This window comes from Streptomyces sp. DF42 (genome assembly GCF_058267695.1).
Window position 1 is genome coordinate 5768003 of record NZ_CM177859.1, and the last position, 18604, is coordinate 5786606.

Annotated in this window: 13 protein-coding genes; 5 read left to right on the plus strand and 8 right to left on the minus strand. The window is 70.4% G+C overall.

Features of this window, described 5'->3' with window-relative positions:
- The first annotated feature begins 14 nt into the window (after positions 1 to 14).
- The 4 genes from nuoL (at position 15) to recQ (ending at position 7374) form a co-directional block, all read left to right on the plus strand.
- Positions 15 to 1910 (plus strand): NADH-quinone oxidoreductase subunit L, encoded by a 1896-nt coding sequence (gene nuoL / locus ACYUED_RS26505; RefSeq protein ID WP_491285675.1) that lies wholly within the window; start codon positions 15 to 17, stop codon positions 1908 to 1910.
- A 5-nt stretch (positions 1911 to 1915) separates the two neighbouring features.
- Positions 1916 to 3487 (plus strand): NADH-quinone oxidoreductase subunit M, encoded by a 1572-nt coding sequence (locus ACYUED_RS26510; protein WP_491285677.1) that lies wholly within the window; start codon positions 1916 to 1918, stop codon positions 3485 to 3487.
- Positions 3484 to 5142: an NADH-quinone oxidoreductase subunit NuoN gene (gene nuoN / locus ACYUED_RS26515; protein WP_491285679.1), complete on the plus strand. Its 1659-nt coding sequence runs from the start codon at positions 3484 to 3486 to the stop codon at positions 5140 to 5142. Before ACYUED_RS26510 ends, nuoN begins: the two co-directional genes overlap by 4 nt.
- Before the next feature lie 210 nt (positions 5143 to 5352).
- Positions 5353 to 7374, plus strand: a complete 2022-nt coding sequence (gene recQ / locus ACYUED_RS26520) for a DNA helicase RecQ (RefSeq protein ID WP_491294444.1) — start codon at positions 5353 to 5355, stop codon at positions 7372 to 7374.
- Positions 7375 to 7432: 58 nt separating this feature from the next.
- Here recQ and ACYUED_RS26525 read toward each other — a convergent pair whose 3' ends face one another.
- A complete protein-coding gene (locus tag ACYUED_RS26525) occupies positions 7433 to 10267 on the minus strand; it encodes a fumarate reductase/succinate dehydrogenase flavoprotein subunit (protein ID WP_491285681.1) in 2835 nt (944 codons plus the stop codon).
- A gap of 254 nt (positions 10268 to 10521) precedes the next feature.
- Here ACYUED_RS26525 and ACYUED_RS26530 point away from each other — a divergent pair, with 254 nt between their 5' ends.
- Positions 10522 to 11745: an IS110 family RNA-guided transposase gene (locus ACYUED_RS26530; RefSeq protein ID WP_491285682.1), complete on the plus strand. Its 1224-nt coding sequence runs from the start codon at positions 10522 to 10524 to the stop codon at positions 11743 to 11745.
- A 23-nt stretch (positions 11746 to 11768) separates the two neighbouring features.
- Here ACYUED_RS26530 and ACYUED_RS26535 read toward each other — a convergent pair whose 3' ends face one another.
- The 7 genes from ACYUED_RS26535 to fahA all read right to left on the minus strand — a co-directional run bounded on the left by ACYUED_RS26535 (position 11769) and on the right by fahA (position 18469).
- Positions 11769 to 12575, minus strand: a complete 807-nt coding sequence (locus tag ACYUED_RS26535; protein WP_491285684.1) for an ABC transporter ATP-binding protein — start codon at positions 12573 to 12575, stop codon at positions 11769 to 11771.
- Positions 12559 to 13494 (minus strand): ABC transporter permease, encoded by a 936-nt coding sequence (locus ACYUED_RS26540; protein ID WP_491285685.1) that lies wholly within the window; start codon positions 13492 to 13494, stop codon positions 12559 to 12561. Before ACYUED_RS26540 ends, ACYUED_RS26535 begins: the two co-directional genes overlap by 17 nt.
- A complete protein-coding gene (locus tag ACYUED_RS26545; protein WP_491285687.1) occupies positions 13491 to 14849 on the minus strand; it encodes an ABC transporter substrate-binding protein in 1359 nt (452 codons plus the stop codon). Before ACYUED_RS26545 ends, ACYUED_RS26540 begins: the two co-directional genes overlap by 4 nt.
- Before the next feature lie 14 nt (positions 14850 to 14863).
- Positions 14864 to 15091: a 4Fe-4S dicluster domain-containing protein gene (locus ACYUED_RS26550; protein ID WP_016437651.1), complete on the minus strand. Its 228-nt coding sequence runs from the start codon at positions 15089 to 15091 to the stop codon at positions 14864 to 14866.
- Between the two features lie 35 nt (positions 15092 to 15126).
- A complete protein-coding gene (locus tag ACYUED_RS26555; protein ID WP_491285689.1) occupies positions 15127 to 15915 on the minus strand; it encodes a GntR family transcriptional regulator in 789 nt (262 codons plus the stop codon).
- 144 nt (positions 15916 to 16059) lie between these two features.
- Positions 16060 to 17001, minus strand: coding sequence for a M56 family metallopeptidase (locus tag ACYUED_RS26560; RefSeq protein WP_491285691.1), 942 nt, complete (start codon positions 16999 to 17001; stop codon positions 16060 to 16062).
- A 229-nt stretch (positions 17002 to 17230) separates the two neighbouring features.
- Positions 17231 to 18469 (minus strand): fumarylacetoacetase, encoded by a 1239-nt coding sequence (fahA, locus tag ACYUED_RS26565; protein WP_491285692.1) that lies wholly within the window; start codon positions 18467 to 18469, stop codon positions 17231 to 17233.
- Between the last annotated feature and the right edge of the window lie 135 nt (positions 18470 to 18604).

An 18604-nucleotide genomic window follows, 5' to 3' on the forward strand; every position in this document is an offset into this window, starting at 1 on the left:
GGGTCGGAAGAATCGTGGAGAACCTGATTGCGCTGCTGGTGGCGGCGCCACTGCTCGGAGCGGCCGTACTGCTGTGCGGCGGCCGGCGGCTCGATGCCGTCGGCCAGTGGATCGGCACGGTCCTCGCGGCCGCCTCCTTCGTCATCGGCGTCGTCCTCTTCGCCGACCTGCTGGGGAAGAACGCCGAGCACCGGACCCTGATTCAGCACCTGTGGACCTGGATTCCCGTCGAGGGATTCCAGGCGGACGTCACCTTCCGTCTCGACCAGCTGTCGATGACGTTCGTCCTGCTGATCACAGGCGTCGGCTCGCTGATCCATCTGTACTCGGTCGGGTACATGGAGCACGACGAGCGCCGCCGCCGCTTCTTCGGCTATCTGAACCTGTTCCTCGCGGCGATGCTCCTGCTGGTCCTCGCCGACAACTACCTGCTGCTGTACGTCGGCTGGGAGGGCGTCGGTCTGGCGTCCTACCTGCTGATCGGCTTCTGGCAGCACAAGCCCAGCGCGGCGACGGCGGCCAAGAAGGCCTTCCTGGTCAACCGCGTGGGCGACATGGGCCTGTCCATCGCCATCATGCTGATGTTCTCGACGTTCGGGACCTTCGCCTTCGGGCCGGTGTTCGACAGCGCCGGCAACACCTCCGAGGGCAAACTCACGGCGATCGCCCTGATGCTCCTGCTCGCCGCCTGTGGCAAGTCCGCCCAGGTGCCGCTGCAGTCCTGGCTCGGGGACGCGATGGAGGGCCCGACCCCGGTCTCGGCCCTCATCCATGCCGCGACGATGGTGACCGCGGGCGTGTACCTGATCGTCCGCTCCGCAGCGATCTTCAACGCGGCGCCCGACGCTCAGTTGGCGGTCACCGTGGTCGGTGCGGTCACGCTCCTGTTCGGTGCGATCGTCGGTTGCGCGAAGGACGACATCAAGAAGGCGCTGGCCGGCTCGACCATGTCGCAGATCGGCTACATGGTGCTGGCGGCGGGCCTCGGCCCCATCGGCTACGTCTTCGCGATCATGCACCTGGTGACGCACGGCTTCTTCAAGGCCGGGCTCTTCCTCGGCGCCGGCTCGGTCATGCACGGCATGAACGACGAGGTGGACATGAGGAAGTACGGCGGCCTCAGGAAGTACATGCCGGTCACCTTCATCACCTTCGGGCTCGGCTACCTCGCCATCATCGGCTTCCCGGGACTGTCCGGCTTCTTCTCCAAGGACAAGATCATCGAGGCGGCGTTCGCCAAGGGCGGCACCGAGGGCTGGATCCTCGGCGGCTGCGCACTGCTGGGCGCGGCGATCACGGCGTACTACATGACGCGCGTGATGCTGATGACGTTCTTCGGAGAGAAGCGTTGGCAGCCCGACGGGAACGGCAACGAGCCGCACCCGCACGAATCGCCCAAGACCATGACGATCCCCATGATCGTGCTGGCCGTGGGATCCGTCGCCGCGGGCTTCCTGTTCAACTTCCAGAACAACTTCCTGCACTGGCTCGAACCGATCACCGGTCACAAGGAGGGCGACTCGCCGGTAAGCGCCCTCACGGTCACGCTGGCCACCATGGTCGTCCTGGTCGTCGGTGTCGCCATCGCGTACGCCCAGTACGGCCGACGCCCGGTCCCGGTCGTCGCCCCGCGCGGGTCGCTGCTCACCCGAGCCGCCCGGCGCGACCTGCTGCAGGACGACTTCAACCACGTCGTCCTGGTCCGCGGCGGCGAGCACCTCACGCGCTCCCTGGTGTACGTCGACCACACCCTGGTCGACGGTGTCGTCAACGGCACGGCGGCCTCGGTCGGCGGCCTGTCCGGACGGCTGCGCCGACTGCAGAACGGCTTCGCGCGGTCGTACGCGGTCTCGATGTTCGGCGGTGCGGCGGTCCTCATCGCCGCGACCCTGCTGATGAGGGCGGTCTGATACCGATGTCCTTTCCTCTGCTGACAGCGACGGCGGTCCTCCCGGCCCTCGGGGCGGTCGCCACGGCAGCCGTGCCGGCCGCGCAACGCACCGCGGCCAAATGGCTGGCGCTGCTCGTCTCGCTCGCCACGCTCGCCCTGGCGATCACGATCCTGGTCCGCTTCGACCCGGACGGCAGCCGCTACCAACTGACCGAATCACACGCCTGGATCGCGGACTTCGGCGTCAGATACGAGCTGGGCGTTGACGGCATCGCGGTGGCGCTGATCGCGCTGACCGCCCTGCTGATGCCGTTCATCATCCTCGCGGGCTGGCACGACGCCGACCCGCTGGAGACCGGCAGCAGGCGGTGGCGGCCGACGCAGGGCTTCTTCGCCCTGATCCTGGCCGTCGAGGCGATGGTGATCATCTCCTTCGAGGCCACCGACGTCTTCCTCTTCTACATCTTCTTCGAAGCCATGCTCATCCCGATGTACTTCCTCATCGGCGGCTTCGGGGACCGTGCCCACGAGCACGGCGAGGAGGCGGCGTCGACGCAGCGGTCGTACGCGGCGGTGAAGTTCCTCCTCTACAACCTGGTCGGCGGCCTCATCATGCTGGCCGCGGTGATCGGCCTCTACGTGGTCGCAGGGAACTTCAGCCTCCAGGAGATCGCGCAGGCTCGCGCCGACGGCTCGCTGCACATGGCGACCAACACCGAGCGCTGGCTGTTCCTCGGTTTCTTCTTCGCGTTCGCGGTGAAGGCGCCGCTGTGGCCGCTGCACACCTGGCTGCCCAACGCGATGCAGGAGTCCACCGCACCGGTGGCCGTGCTCATCACGGCGGTCGTCGACAAGGTGGGCACCTTCGCGATGCTCCGCTTCTGCCTCCAGCTGTTCCCGGAGGCGTCGAAGTGGGCGACGCCCGCCATCCTCGTCCTCGCCCTGATCAGCATCGTCTACGGGGCACTGCTCGCCGTCGGCCAGCGGGACATCAAGCGGCTGGTGGCGTACGCGTCGATCTCGCACTTCGGGTTCATCATCATGGGCATCTTCGCGATGACCAGCCAGGGCCAGTCCGGGGCCACGCTCTACATGGTCAACCACGGTATTTCCACCGCCGCGTTGATGCTGGTGGCGGGCTTCCTGATCTCTCGGCGCGGATCGCGGCTCATCGCCGACTACGGCGGTGTGCAAAAGGTCGCACCGGTGCTCGCCGGTACGTTCCTGATCGGCAGCCTGGCCACTTTGTCGCTCCCCGGTCTCGCGCCGTTCGTGAGTGAATTCCTGGTCCTGGTCGGCACGTTCACGCGCTACCCGGCAATCGGGATCATCGCGACATTCGGCATCGTGCTCGCCGCGCTCTACACCCTCGTCCTCTACCAGCGGACGATGACGGGCCCGGTGAAGGCGGAGGTCTCCGCGATGCCTGACCTGTGCGCGCGTGAACTCGTGGTCGTGGCGCCCCTGATCGTTCTGCTGATCTTCCTGGGCGTGTACCCGAAGCCGGTCACGGACATCGTGAACCCGGCGGTCAAGTCGACTTTGTCCGACGTGCACAAGAAAGACCCCAAGCCCGCAGTGGAGGCGGCCAAGTGAGCGCATCAGCCGTCCACAGCCTGTGGACAACGGCGGCAACCGCGACCGACCCGATCGCGAAGATCCCCGCACCGAAGATCGAATACGGGCAATTGTCGCCCACCCTGATCGTCCTGGGCGCGGCGATCGTCGGGGTCCTGATCGAGGCGTTCGTGCCGCGCAAGTCCCGCTACTACGCACAGGTGTTCGTGTCCGCGGTCGCGCTCTGCGCCGCCTTCGCGGCGGTCGTGGCGCTCGCGGCCGACGGATACGGCACCACCAAGGCACACATCGCGGCGATGGGCGCGATCGCCGTCGACGGACCGTCCCTGTTCCTCCAGGGCACGATCCTGCTGGCCGGCCTCGTCGGCCTGTTCACCTTCGCCGAACGCCGCCTGGACCCGGAGGCGCACGGCAACCAGGTCGACTCGTTCGCCGCACAGGCAGCGTCCGTGCCGGGCAGCGAGAGCGAAAAGGCCGCGGTCAAGGCCGGGTTCACCACCACCGAGGTCTTCCCGCTGCTGCTCTTCGCGGTCGCGGGCATGCTGGTGTTCCCCTCGGCGAACGACCTGCTGACCCTGTTCGTGGCCCTGGAGGTCTTCTCCCTCCCGCTGTACCTGATGTGCGCCCTGGCCCGCCGCAAGCGGCTCATGTCGCAGGAGGCAGCGGTCAAGTACTTCCTGCTCGGCGCGTTCGCCTCCGCGTTCACGCTGTTCGGCATCGCGCTGCTGTACGGCTACGCGGGCTCGGTGTCGTACGCGAGGATCGCGCAGGTCGTCGACGGCACTGTCACGAACGTCGACCCGGCGCTCGCCGGCACCATGGGCAACGACGCGCTGCTGCTCGTCGGCGGCGCGATGATCGTCATGGGGCTGCTGTTCAAGGTGGGCGCGGTCCCGTTCCACATGTGGACGCCGGACGTCTACCAGGGCGCGCCGACGCCCGTGACCGGGTTCATGGCGGCGGCGACGAAGGTGGCGGCGTTCGGTGCGCTGCTCCGGCTGCTCTACGTCGTCCTGCCCGGGCTGCGCTGGGACTGGCGGCCGGTCATGTGGGCCGTCGCGATCGTCACCATGCTGGGAGGCGCGATCGTCGCGATCACGCAGACCGACATCAAGCGGCTGCTGGCGTACTCGTCGATCGCGCACGCCGGATTCATCCTCGCGGGTGTCATCGCGACCTCGAAGGACGGCGTCTCGTCCGTCCTCTTCTACCTGGGCGCCTACTCCTTCGTGACCATCGGCGCCTTCGCGGTGGTCACGCTGGTGCGGGACGCGGGCGGCGAGGCGACGCACCTGTCCAAGTGGGCCGGCCTCGGACGCCGCTCCCCGCTGGTGGCGGCCGTGTTCGCGGTGTTCCTGCTGGCCTTCGCCGGCATTCCGCTGACCTCCGGTTTCTCCGGGAAGTTCGCCGTGTTCAAGGCGGCGGCGGAGGGCGGCGCGGCCCCACTGGTCGTGGTCGGTGTGATCTCGTCCGCGGTCGCCGCGTTCTTCTACATCCGCGTGATCGTGCTGATGTTCTTCAGCGAGCCGCGTCCCGACGGCCCGACGGTCGCCGTCCCGTCGCCGCTGACGATGACCGCGATCGGGTTCGGTGTCGTGGTCACGCTGGTGCTTGGTGTGGCGCCGCAGTACTTCCTGGACCTGGCGAGCCAGGCCGGAGTGTTCGTGCGCTGACGGGCTGTGGCTGTACGTCCGCGAGGCCCCGGTTCCGCAGGTGGGAACCGGGGCCTTCGCGCGTCCCGTGCCGGTCGCCCCGCACTCCCCGTGCTGATGCTGCCCGCACACGTGTCCGGACCTGTGGATAACTCGGGCACTGTCGGTGCCGACCCCTATCGTGGACGCAGTGGTCGAGGGACGACGCACGGGGGACGAGCGATGCACGGAATGGGCGGGACGGTTGTGACGACCGCAGCACACACATCGGCGGCACACGGTGAGAGCGAGGCGCTGGCCGCACTCCACCGCGTCTTCGGATACGACAGCTTCCGCGGCGAGCAGGAAGCGGTCATCGAGCACGTGGTGACCGGCGGCGACGCCGTGGTCCTCATGCCGACCGGTGGCGGCAAGTCCCTGTGCTACCAGATCCCGGCCCTGGTCAGACCTGGTACGGGCATCGTGGTCTCGCCCCTCATCGCGCTGATGCAGGACCAGGTGGACGCGCTGCGGGCGCTCGGCGTGCGTGCCGGGTTCATGAACTCCACGCAGGACTTCGACGAGCGCAGGGTGGTCGAGGCCGAGTACCTGGCCGGCGAGCTGGACCTGCTGTACCTGGCGCCGGAGCGGCTGCGGCTCGACTCGACGCTCGACCTTCTCTCCCGCGGCAAGATCGCGCTCTTCGCCATCGACGAGGCTCACTGTGTGTCCCAGTGGGGCCACGACTTCCGCCCCGACTACCTCGCCCTCTCCCTACTCGGCGAGCGCTGGCCCGACGTCCCGCGGATCGCGCTCACGGCCACGGCCACGCACGCCACGCACCAGGAGATCACCCAGCGGCTCCACATGCCGACGGCCCGGCACTTCGAGGCGAGCTTCGACCGGCCCAACATCCAGTACCGGATCGTGCCCAAGGCCGACCCCAAGAAGCAGCTGCTGAGCTTCCTGCGCGAGGAGCACGCCGGGGACGCGGGCATCGTCTACTGCCTGTCCCGCAAGTCGGTGGAGTCGACGGCGGAGTTCCTCAGCCGCAACGGCATCGAGGCGGTGCCGTATCACGCGGGCCTGGACGCGGGCACGCGCGCGGCGCACCAGTCCCGGTTCCTGCGCGAGGAGGGCCTGGTCGTGGTGGCGACCATCGCCTTCGGGATGGGCATCGACAAGCCGGACGTGCGCTTCGTGGCCCACCTGGACCTGCCGAAGTCCGTCGAGGGCTACTACCAGGAGACGGGACGCGCCGGCCGGGACGGGCTGCCGTCGACGGCATGGATGGCATACGGCCTCAACGACGTCATACAGCAGCGCAAGCTGATCCAGTTGGGCGAGGGCGACGAGGCGTTCCGGCGCCGGGCCGGAGCCCACCTGGACTCGATGCTGGCGCTGTGCGAGACCGTCCAGTGCCGGCGTGGCCAGCTGCTCGCCTACTTCGGACAGGACCCCGCCCCGACGGGCTGCGGCAACTGCGATACCTGCCTCACCCCGCCCGAGACCTGGGACGGCACGGTCGCGGCGCAGAAGGTGCTGTCGACGGTGGTGCGGCTGCAGCGCGAGCGCGGGCAGAAGTTCGGCGCGATCCAGATCGTCGACATCCTGCTCGGGAAACGCACGGCCAAGGTGATCCAGTTCGACCATGACCAGCTGTCCGTGTTCGGCATCGGCGAGGAACTCGCAGAGGGCGAATGGCGGGGTGTCGTACGGCAGTTGCTGGCACAGGGACTGCTCGCCGTGGAGGGGGAGTACGGCACTCTGGTGCTGACCGAGGACAGCGGGACGGTGCTCCGGCGGGAGCGGGAGGTGCCGCTGCGCAAGGAGCCGAAGAAGCCGGCGACCTCACGGTCGGCGTCGTCGTCCTCCGGCAAGGGCGAGCGCAAGGCCAAGGCCGCCGTGGCCGAGCTGCCCGAGGAGCTGCAGCCGGCGTTCGAGGCGCTGCGCGCCTGGCGCGCGGAGCAGGCCCGGGAGCAGGGCGTCCCGGCGTACGTCATCTTCCACGACGCCACGCTGCGGGAGATCGCCACCGCCTGGCCGACCTCGGTGACGCAGCTCGGCGGCATCAGCGGGGTCGGCGAGAAGAAGCTGGTGACGTACGGGGAGGGCGTGCTGGAGGTGCTCGCCGAGCTGGGCGGGGCACCCGACTCGACCCCGACGGCCGGTTCGGCGCCTGTGGCCGGTTCGGCACCGGCCGGCGACGGCGGCCACGGCGATGACCACTGGCCCGAGATGGATGCCGAGCCGGAGCCGGACGACTGGATATAGGCGAGGGGCGAGCCGGCCGCCCGGGTCGGGGTTCGGTGACCCGGGCGGCCGGCGGCCGTCACAGCGCCCGTGCCGCGTACGCCCTCACGTCCGCGTCCGAGTCCGATGTGGCCGTGGACAGGGCGGCCCGGGCGTCCTCGGTACCGCTGTGCCGGGTCAGGGCCAGCACGGCTGCCTTGCGTACGTCGGCGTTCTGATCGGCGAGGGCCTTGGCGAGGGCGGGGACGGCCACATCCGGCTCGGCGGCGGACAGCGCGGTCGCGGCGCCCTGCCTCACCTGCCAGGCCGAGTCGGACAGTGCGGTCACGGCGCGTGCGGCGAGCGGTGCCGGGCAGCCCGTGGTGCCCAGCGCCCCGTAGGCGGCGCCCTGGACCAGCGCGTCCTGGTCGGCGGTGAGGTCCGCCAGGGCCGTGAGGACGGGGTCGGGCCCGAGGTTGCCGGACGCTGCCGCGGCACCCGCCGTGCCCTCCACCCGAGCCGCCCACACCGTCGCCAGGGACTTGGCGATGGTGACGCGGACCTCGCGGGACGGGTCGGCGGTCGCCGCGTTGGCCAGTTCGGTGGCGGCGTCGACCGAGACGAGGGCTCGTACGGCCTCGATGCGCACGGAGATGACGGCGTCGGTCAGCAAGCCCGCGAACAGCGCCGCGTCACCGAGGCGCAGGGCGCGCAGGACGTCGAGGGCGGCGGCCCGGACGACCGGGTCCGGTTCGGCGAGGGCGGCGGAGAGGCCGTCCCGCAGGGCTGGTTCCGGCGGCAGCGTCTCGACGAGCTCGCGCAGGGACGCGGCTGCGGCGGCCCGTACCTCGGCGGCGGCGTCGCGCAGGGCCTCGGCGAGGGCGGGGCCGGTGCCCGGTGGCACCGTCTCGGTCAGGACGGCGACGGCCTCGCGCCGGACGGCGGGTGCCGGGTCCGCCAAGTAGGGCCTCAGGGCGGGGAGTTCGGGCTCCTCCTCGGAGAGGGCGACGAGTTCCAGGAGACGGGCGGAGGTCTGTTCGGGACGGGACTCCGGCGAGTCGGGGGTGTCGCCCCGGCCCGGCCCGGCGGTCTCGGCCACGGCCGCGGGCGTCCCCTCCCGTGCCCCGGAGGCCACCGGTGCCACCTCGCGTGAGCCGGCCGTGGCGACGTCCTCGGCGTGGACCTCGCCGAGATGCCGGGAAGGACCGCCGACGGGGGTGAACTCGTCGACGGGGACGAGATAGGGAGCCACGGGACGGGCCGTGAACTCCATGGAGCCAGAGGGGGACTTGTGCAAATCGAGGTGGTGGAACCAGGAGGCGTCGTCACGTTGGGGGTGGTCGAGACGGTCGTGGTAGAGACCCCAGCGGGACTCCGTGCGGGCCAGCGAGGCACGCGCGGCCATCTCCGCGCAGTCGCGGATGAAGGAGACCTCGGCGCAGCGCATCAGTTCGTGCGGGGTGCGCGCGCCCATCTCCGCGATGTCGTCGTGCATCCGCTCGAAGGCCTCCAGGGCCAGGGACAGCCGGGCACCCGACTTCGGCGGGGCCACGTAGTCGTTCACGAAACGGCGCAGCTTGTACTCGACCTGGGTCTGCGGCGGCCCTTCCGGATGGTGCAGCGGCCGGTAGATCAGCTCGTGCGCCTCGCGCAGCTGGTCCTCGGGCAACTCGCCCTCGTAGGACGGGTACTGGGATGCGTCCGCACCCGCCAGGTCGCCGAAGACGAACGCGCCGATCATGTAGTTGTGCGGGACGCAGGCCAGGTCGCCGGCGGCGTACAGGCGGGGGACCGTCGTACGGGCGTGGTCGTCGACCCGGACGCCCGAGGCCGAGTGGCCGCCGCACAGGCCGATCTCGGAGATGTGCATCTCGATGTCGTGGGTGCGGTAGTCGTGCCCGCGGCCCGAGTGGAAGGTGCCGCGGGTCGGGCGCTCCGTGGAGTGCAGGATCGACTCCAGGGCGGAGACCGACTCCTCCGGAAGGTGGCTCAGCTTCAGGTACACCGGTCCGCGGTCGCTCGCGACCTCCGCCGCGAACTCGGCCATCATCTGTCCCGACCAGTAGTCGGAGTCGACGAAGCGTTCGCCGTGCCGGTTGACCTGGTAGCCGCCGAAGGGGTTGGCGACGTAGGCGCAGGCGGGGCCGTTGTAGTCCTTGATCAGCGGGTTGATCTGGAAGCACTCGATGCCGGTCAGCTCGGCGCCCGCGTGGTACGCCATGGCGTAGCCGTCGCCCGCGTTCGTCGGGTTCTCGTACGTGCCGTACAGGTAACCGGACGCGGGCAGGCCGAGGCGGCCGCAGGCGCCCGTCGCCAGGATCACTGCGCCGGCGCGGACGGTGACGAACGCGCCCGTGCGCGTGTTGAAACCGACCGCCCCCACGGCCCGCCCCTCGGCGGTGAGCACGCGCACCGGCATCACCCGGTTCTCGATGCGGATCCTCTCCCGCATCTCGCGCCGCCGCAGCTGCCGGTACAGGACCTTCTTGACGTCCTTGCCCTCCGGCATCGGCAGCACGTAGGAGCCGGAGCGGTGGACCTGGCGGACCGCGTAGTCGCCGTGCTCGTCCTTCTCGAACTTCACACCGTACGACTCGAGGCGCTGCACCATGCCGAAGCCGCGGGTGGCGGTCTGACGGACGGTGGACTGGTCGACGATGCCGTCGTTGGCGCGGGTGATTTCGGCGACGTAGTCGTCGGGTTCGGCACGGCCGGGGATGACCGCGTTGTTGACGCCGTCCATGCCCATGGCGAGCGCGCCGGAGTGGCGGACGTGGGCCTTCTCCAGGAGGAGCACGTTCGCGCCGTGCTCGGCGGCGGTCAGCGCGGCCATGGTGCCGGCGGTGCCGCCGCCGATGACGAGGACGTCGCAGCGGATCTCCTCGGCGTCGGTGAGCGCGGGGATCTCCAGGGGCGTGTTCACGGGGGTGGTCACCGGGGGGCCTAATCAGTTCGGGGAGTCGGCCGCACGGCAGACTCCGGGTGGTAGCCGACGGCGGGTGAGCACTCATTGGGCTTGGACTTTCGAGTCCTGCTGAAAGACCGTGCCCCTGCCGTTCGGCCCGGAGAGTTGATCGCTACTGGGATGTCGTGCCTGCCGTACCTCGGCGTGAGCACTGCTTGATTAGGTCGCTGATAGTTCTCCGGCAGGCTGCTGCAGTTGATCGGTACCGGAGCGCGGGAGGACCATTGCGACTGTTCGTCGGGGATGACTGGGCCGAAGACCACCACGACATCGAGCTGATGGACTCGGCCGGGCGGCGGCTGGCCAAGGCGCGGTTGCCCGAAGGGGTGGCCGGGATGACCCGGCTGCACGCGCTGGTGGGCGAAGTGGTGGGAGAGGATACCGATACGGCCGAGGTCGTTGTGGGGATCGAAACCGACCGTGGTCCGTGGGTACGTGCCCTGGTCACGGCCGGGTATACGGTGCTGGCCGTCCACCCGCTGCAGGCCGCCCGGTTCCGTGACCGGCTTGCGGTGTCGGGGGCCAAGAGCGATCCGGGCGATGCGCATGTGCTGGCCGACATGGTCCGTACCCACAGCCACGAGCTGCGGCCCGTTGCCGGGGACAGCGCCCAGGCCGAAGCGGTCAAGGTGGTCACCCGCACCCACAAGACACTGATCTGGGAGCGCACCCGGCACACCCAACGACTGCGGCACGCGTTGCGCGACTACTTCCCCGCAGCACTGGCTGCCTTCGAGGACCTGGACGCCGCCGACACCCTGGAACTGCTCGGCAAGGCACCCACTCCCGCCCAGGCTGCGAAGCTCACGACGGGGCAGATCAGTGCCGCGCTCAAGCGCGCCCACCGAAAGAACGTGACCGCCAAGGCGAAGGTCATCCAGGGGGCGCTGCGTGAGCAACACCTCGGCCAGCCCGAGGAAGTAGCCGCCGCCTACGCCGCGTCCATCACCGCGCTCATAGCGGTCCTGGCCACGCTGAACACCCAGATCAAGATCTTGCAAGGGCAGGTCGAGGCGCATTTTGGCCGGCACCCGGCCGCTGAGATCCTCCTTTCCCAGCCCGGAATGGGAGTCGGCCTCGGTGCCCGGGTGCTCGCAGAATTCGGCGACGACCCCGACCGCTACGCCAGCGCCAAGGCCCGCAAGAACTACGCCGGCACCTCCCCGATCACCCGCGCCTCCGGGAAGAAGAAGGTCGCCCTGGCTCGCTACGTCCACAACGACCGGCTCATCGATGCCCTGCTCACTCAGGCATTCGGCACCTTGCGCTACTCGCCCAACGCCTACGCCTACTACCAGCGACAACGCGCCCGCGGCGCCGGCCACAACGCCGCCTTGCGCCAACTCGCCAACCGCCTCGTCGGCATCCTCCACGGGTGCCTCAAAACCGGCACCCTCTACGACGAGGCAACCGCCTGGTCGCATCACGCGGAACTGGCTACGAGTTGACATCTACGCTCCTGGGATGTCTTTCAGGTACCGAGCGAGGAGAGGACGTCGCGCCGCAGCGCCACGCGCGCGGGGTCGTCGTGCGCCGTACGGTCGCGTGGGCGCGGCACGTCGCGTACGGCGGTCAGCCGGCCGTTGCCGAGGAGCGCCACACGGTCGCCGAGAAACAGGGCCTCGTCGACGTCGTGGGTGACGAAGACGACGGTCGCGCCCGTGCCCTGGAGCACCTCCACCAGCAGGTCCTGCATGCCGGCGCGGGTCTGGGCGTCGAGCGCGCCGAAGGGTTCGTCCATGAGGACGGCGCGGGGCGCCCCCGCGAGGGCCCGGGCCAGCTGCGCGCGCTGGCGCTGTCCGCCGGAGACGCGGTGCGGCAGGTGCCGTGCGTGGTCGGCGAGTCCGACCCGGCCGAGCCAGGACTCGGCCTGGGCGCGGCGCTCGGAGCGGGACGAACCCCTGATGGCGAGCGGCAGTTCGACGTTGGCGCGCAGGGTGCGCCAGGGCAGAAGGGCGTCCTCCTGGAAGATCAGGGCGCGTTCGGCGGAGGGGCCCGTCAGCGGGCTTCCGTCCTGGGTGATCTCCCCGGCCAACGGAGTCAGCAGGCCGGCCAGGGTGCGCAGCAGGGTCGACTTGCCGCAGCCGGAGGGGCCCACGACGGTGAGGATCTCGCCGGGTGCGACATCCAGCTCGACGTCCGCCAGGACCGGGGCGTCGGGGCGGCCGAGCGCGGCGCGGCCAAGGGTGAGCCGCGTGCCCCGTACCGTCGGCGGCGTCTGCGCCTGCGGGTCGGTGAGCGGGGCGGCGGTCACTTCGGTGTCAGACGAGGTGCTCATCGCGTGCCTCCTCGGTCGACGGGGTGGTCTTGGTCTGGGTGGGTGCGGAGGCGGGGGCCGCAGGGGTGGCCGTGCGGGCCGTCCGGGGCCTGCCGGCGGGGACGTACGACGTGCGGGGCAGCCAGCGCGTCAGCCGGCGGCCGAGGAGTTCCACGGCCGTGGAGGTGAGCCAGCCGAGCACGCCGATCGTGACCATGCCGACGAACACACCCGCGTAGTTGACGACGGTGTAGTCCTGCCAGGTGCGGTAGCCGACGCCGTACTGGCCGGAGATCATCTCGGCGGAGATCACACAGATCCACGACACGCCGATGCCGACCGACAGACCGCCGAAGATGCCGGGCAGCGCGCCCGGCAGGATGACCGAGCCGAGGACCCGCCACCGGCCGCCGCCCATGGTGCGCACGGCTTCCTCCCACACCGGCGTCAGCGCGCGGACCGCGTGCCGGGTGGAGACCAGGACCGGGAAGAAGGCGGCGGTGCAGGTGATGAAGACGATGCCCTGTTCGTTGGAGGGGAACAGGAGGATCGCGACCGGGACCAGGGCGATCGCCGGGATCGGGCGGATCACCTCGAGGACCGGCCCGAGCAGGTCCTCGGCGAGAGGGGAGCGCGCCACGAGCACGCCCGTCGCCACGCCCAGGACGGCGGCGAGCAGGAAACCGGTGAGGATGCGGGTGAGGCTGTCGGTGAGGTCCGTCCAGTAGTCGGGCCCGGACAGCCGGTCGGCGAAGGCGCGGGCCACGTCGACGACCGTGGGGAACTGCGAGAAGCGCAGCCACAGGTCGATCTTCAGGCCGGCCAGCAGCTGCCAGGCGCCGAGGGCCGCCGCCAGCGACGTGAGCCGCAGGGCGAGGCGGCCCGCTCGCCGCGGAGAGCGGAGCGCGAACCTGCCCCGCCCCCGCGGTTGCGGGCTCACGACGCCCGCCCCAGCGCGTCGGCGTACGTGATGACTCGGGCGCCCCCGTGCGCGGCGACGTACGTCTTCGCGGTGGCCGGCGCGACGAAAGGGAGGACCTGGTCGCCGTCGGCCACCCAGACCGCCTTGTCGGCGAACCAGAGGGTGCCGGTGGTGGCGTCGGGGACGTACGCGGCGCGGATACCGTCCTTGTGCTGGGCGACGTAACCCAGCAGCGCGGCGGGGGACTTGAAGCCGACCGTCTTCTCGGAGCCCTTGGGCCACACCTCGCTCGCGGCGGCGGGCGGCTTCGACGTGAGCCGCTGGGCGTAGTCGGCGCCGAGGGCCTTCCTCACGTACTGGTCGTCGACGAAGGAGTCCACGTCGATGTCACCGGTCAGCTTCGCCGCCTTCAGCACCGAGACGTCCTGCTCCAGCGCGGAGACGAGCTGCGGCTTGACCGCCGGGTCGAAGGTGGAGATGCCGTGGGCGCCGTTGTAGAGGTAGACGACCTCGGCGGGCAGACCGGTGGCCTCGGCGACCGACTCGGCGGCGGCGACCGGATGGGCGTTGAGGTAGTCCGTGGCCTCCGACTGGGCCTTGAGGAAGGCTTCCAGGACGGCCGGCCGCTGCTTCGCGAAGTCCTCGCGGGCGGTGACACCGTGGAAGGTGGGGAGGTTCAGCTGGGCGCCGTCGTACAGCGCCTTCGCCTTGCCCTGGAAGGTGAGCAGGCCGGGCCAGGCGACGAACTGGGACAGCGCGTCCGCGCTGCCCGCCGACAGGGCCGAAGCACCCACCGCGGGCTGCTGGTTGAGCTTCTCGATGCCCTTCTCGGGGTCGATGCCGGCGCGCTGCAGGGCCCGTACGAGGGTGCCGTCGGCGGCCGAGCCGATGCTCGTGGAGACCTTCTTGCCCTTCAGGTCGCCGAGGGAGGCCAGCTTCGAGTCCGGGGAGGTGACGATCGTGTTGAGACCGCCGCGGAGGTTGTAGCCGGTGACGGAGACCAGGTGGGTGGGCTTGCCGAGCTGCTTGCCCCGGGCCGCGTTGATGAGCAGCGGGAAGTCACCCATCGAACCGATGTCGATCTTCCCCGCGGTCATCTGTGCGGTGATGGGGGCGCCGGTGGCGTAGTCCTGCCAGTCGACCTTGTAGGTGTGGCCGTCGTGGAGGGCGCCCAGGTCCTTCTCGAAGTAGCCGAGGGAGCGCAGGAGGGTGCCGGCCGTGACCGTGTTGATGGTCTTGGACTGGTAGCCGACGGTGATGGTGACGTTCTTGCCGTCACCTGCCTCGGCGCTGCCGCCGCAGGCGCTCAGCGGAAGGAGGAGAGCGGCGGTGGACACGGCCACCGTCGTGCGTTTCACGGAAGTGCGGGACATCGCGGTCGGGCCTCTCACCGGAGCAGATAGGGCATGTTGACGGTCACGGCTCCGGTGGGACAGCGGGCCGCGCACGGGCCGCAGTACCAGCACTCGTCGACGTGCATGTAGGCCTTGCCGCTGCTGTCGTCGATGGCGAGGGAGTCCAGCGGGCACATGTCCACGCAGAGGGTGCAGCCGTCGATGCACTTCGACTCGTCGATGGTCACGGGCACGTCGGCCCGCTGGGGCGCCAAAGGCATGGCTGTCTCCAGGAAACGGGTCAGAGAAAAGGGGGCTAGAGGGCGCGGTGCAGCAGGCCGCTCATGGTGATGCGGTCGCCGCGGAAGCGGATGAACTCCAGGTCCACCGGGCGGCCGTCGGCGAGGTGCGTGAGCCGTTCCAGCATGAGGACGGCCGCACCGTGCGGGGCTTCGAGCACGGCGGCGGAATGGGTGTCCGCGTTCACCGCCTCCAGGGTGATCTCGGCGTGGCCGAGTCCCTGGCCGGTGATCGTCTCCAGGAGGCGGAAGACGTCGGTGTTCTCCAGGTCGGCACCGAGCAGGGAGGTGCCGATGTCGAGCGGGAGGTAGGTGAGGTCGAGGGAGAGGGGGAGGCCGTTCAGGCGGCGCAGGCGTTCGATGTAGAGAACGTCGGTGCCGGGCTGGACGTGCAGGCGGTCGGCGACCGGGGCCGGTGCCGGTGCGGGGCCCATGGTGCGGACCTCGTTGGTGACCCGGCCGTGCTCGCGGAGGGTTTCCGCGAGGCCCATCAGACGGTCGAGGCCGTGCGGGTACTTCTGGGCGACGACCACCGTGCCGACTCCGGGGAGCCGGTCCACGAGGCCTTCGGCCCTGAGCAGGTCCAGGGCCTGACGGACGGTGTTGCGGGTGGCGCGGTAGTCCGTGGCGAGGATCGTCTCGTGCGGGAGTGTGCCGTCCGGGAACCCGCCGGCCAGGAGCTGGTGGCGCAGCAGGTCGGCGAGCTGCCTGGCCTGGTCGGCCCGCAGCCGGCGCCGCGCACGGTGGGCGGCGACGGTGGTCGCGCCCTGGCCGGCGTGGTCTCGGATGCGGTCGCTGGGTGGCATGTCTCGAACCATAGCGACCTGGTAGGGAAGGCAGTGTTGCGAGAATGTTGCGCCACTTGTGAAGGCGTCAGGCAACTCGCTGACCTGGGGAAACAGGTGCACCGATGTAAGATCTGCCACAACCCCGGTGCCCCGAGAGGGCGGTCACCCCAGCGCCGTCAGCCCTGGAGCGAACGCGATCAGCAGCGGCAGCAGCGGCACCAGGGCCGCCGCCGTCGTCGTGAGGGCACGGTGCCGGCGGCCCAGGCGCGGGGGCGGTTCGAGGAGACGGTCGACGCGTTCGCCGAGCAGGCGGTGGCTGGAGGCGCAGGACAGCACACCGCGGTGCTGGTTCAGCTCGATCAGGGCGAGCGCCGTGGTGAGGTGTCCGCAGCGGCGCGACGCCGTGTCGTCCGCGGCCAGTTCGACCAGCCGGTGTGTCTGGTCGCAGAAGTGGGCGAACAGCGGCACCCGGGGAAACCCCGTGGCCAGGGCGGTCGACAGGTGCAGGAGCCAGTCGTGGTGGGCACGGGCGTGGTCGCGCTCATGGGTGAGGACGGCGTCGAGCTGGTGGTCGGTGAGCCGGTGCAGGGCACCTGTCGTGACGACCAGCTGGGGCGGGTGGCCCGGCATCCACCAGGCGTCGGGATACTCGTCCTCCAGCACCAGCAGCGGGCCGCGCGCCGCCTCCTCCAGCCCGGCGGGCAGCTCGGGGGCGCGTTCACGCAGGTGCGCACGGGCCTGGCCGCGGCGTCGGCGTGCCTCGACGAGTTCGCGCGCGAGCATCGCCGTCGTCCAGCCGGCACCGCAGGCCAGCAGCAGGGTGAGGGCGACGGCCCAGGACGGCGCGGCCGTCAGGTCGTACGCCGCGGCCACGGCCGGGGGCGCCGGCGCGAAGACGTGGTCGCGGAAGGTGTGGAAGACGGCGGCCGCGCCCAGCACGAGCGCCGTCAGACAGCACAGCAGCACGGTGGCGACCAGGCACTGCCACACCCACAGCGCGACCACGGGCTCCCGCTCGGGCCACGTCGCCCGCACCAGCGCACGCGGAACCGGCACGGCGGCCATCACGGCGGCGACGCTCAGCAGGAGCAGACAGACGGTCATGCCACGGTCTCCGGATCCTGGTCGGAGGAAGGGGCGGGCGGTGGGACGATGCGGCTCGGCGCGCGGGACCCCGCCGCCAGTATGACGGCGAACAGCGCGTGAGTCAGGGGCCGACGGCCATCACATACGTCTCGCAGTGCCATCGTGTACGTCTCGCGCGGCCGCCCCGTACGCCCCGCGCGGTCGTCGTCACACCCCGCAACTCCCGCTCAACACCCCGCAACTCCCCTCACTCCACCACGCCTGCCACGATCCGGCCGCTCACCTCGCCCAGTCCCACCCGGGTCCCGCCCGGCCCGGGCGCCCACGCCGAGAGCGTCACCACATCCCCGTCCTCCAGGAACGTCCGCTTGCCGTCGGGAAGTTCCAGCGGATCCCGTCCGTTCCAGGTCAGCTCCAGCAGGGATCCGCGCTGCGACAGCTCCGGGCCGCTCACCGTGCCCGAGCCGTACAGGTCGCCGGTCCGCAGCGAGGCGCCGTTCACCGTCATGTGGGCCAGTTGCTGCGCCGCCGTCCAGTACATGGTGGAGAAGGGCGGCTCGGAGACGACATGGCCGTTGATCGCGACGGAGATCCGCAGGTCGTAGCCGCCGGGTCCGTCACCCGAGGTGCCCGAGCCGTCCGTGTCGTCCAGATAGGGCAGCAGCGCGTGCGTCCGCTCCGGCGGCGCCACGCGCGCGTCCTCCAGGGCGTCCAGCGGGGTGATCCACGCGGCCACCGACGTGGTGAAGGACTTGCCGAGGAACGGTCCGAGGGGGACGTACTCCCAGGCCTGGATGTCGCGCGCGGACCAGTCGTTGAGCAGGCACAGCCCGAACACGTGCTCCCGGAAGTCGCCGAGTGCCACCGGCGTCCCGCGCTCCGAGGGCGCGCCCACCACGAAGCCGACCTCGGCCTCGATGTCCAGACGGACGGACGGCCCGAAGACGGGAGCCGCGTCGGCCGGAGCCTTGCGCTGCCCGGACGGCCGTACGACGTCGGTGCCCGAGACCACCACCGTCCCCGAGCGCCCGTGGTAACCGATCGGGAGGTGCTTCCAGTTCGGCGTCAGCGAGTCCACCGCGTCCGGGCGGAAGATCTGGCCGACGTTTCGCGCATGGTTCTCGGACGCGTAGAAGTCGACGTAGTCCGCGACCTCGAACGGAAGATGGAGCGTCACCGACGACAGCGGGTGCAGGAAGGATCCGATCGCCTCCTGATGCGCCGGCACCGTCACCCACGCCGTCAGTGCGCGCCGCACGTCCGACCAGGCGGTGCGACCCGCGGCGAGAAGCGGGTTCAGCGAGGGGCGCGCGAGCAGGGAGGCATACGGCGAGCCGAGCGCCTGCGCCGCCGCGCCCGCGTCGAGGACCTGGTCACCGAGCCGGACTCCGACGGTCCGCTGCGTCGAACCGGCGGGGGAGAACACGCCGTACGGAAGGTTGTGCGGACCGAAGGGGTCACCTTCGGGGACGTCGAAGGGGGGCATGGGGTGCTGCCTCACTCTCGTGTGTTCCTGCTGGTCGTGCCACACGTTACGGCTGAGTTGCCTGTCTTGGGCAGTGTCTAAAGAGTTTGCAATGTCCGAATTGGCCTTGTCGGAGGCCCCAATTCCGGCTTAGCG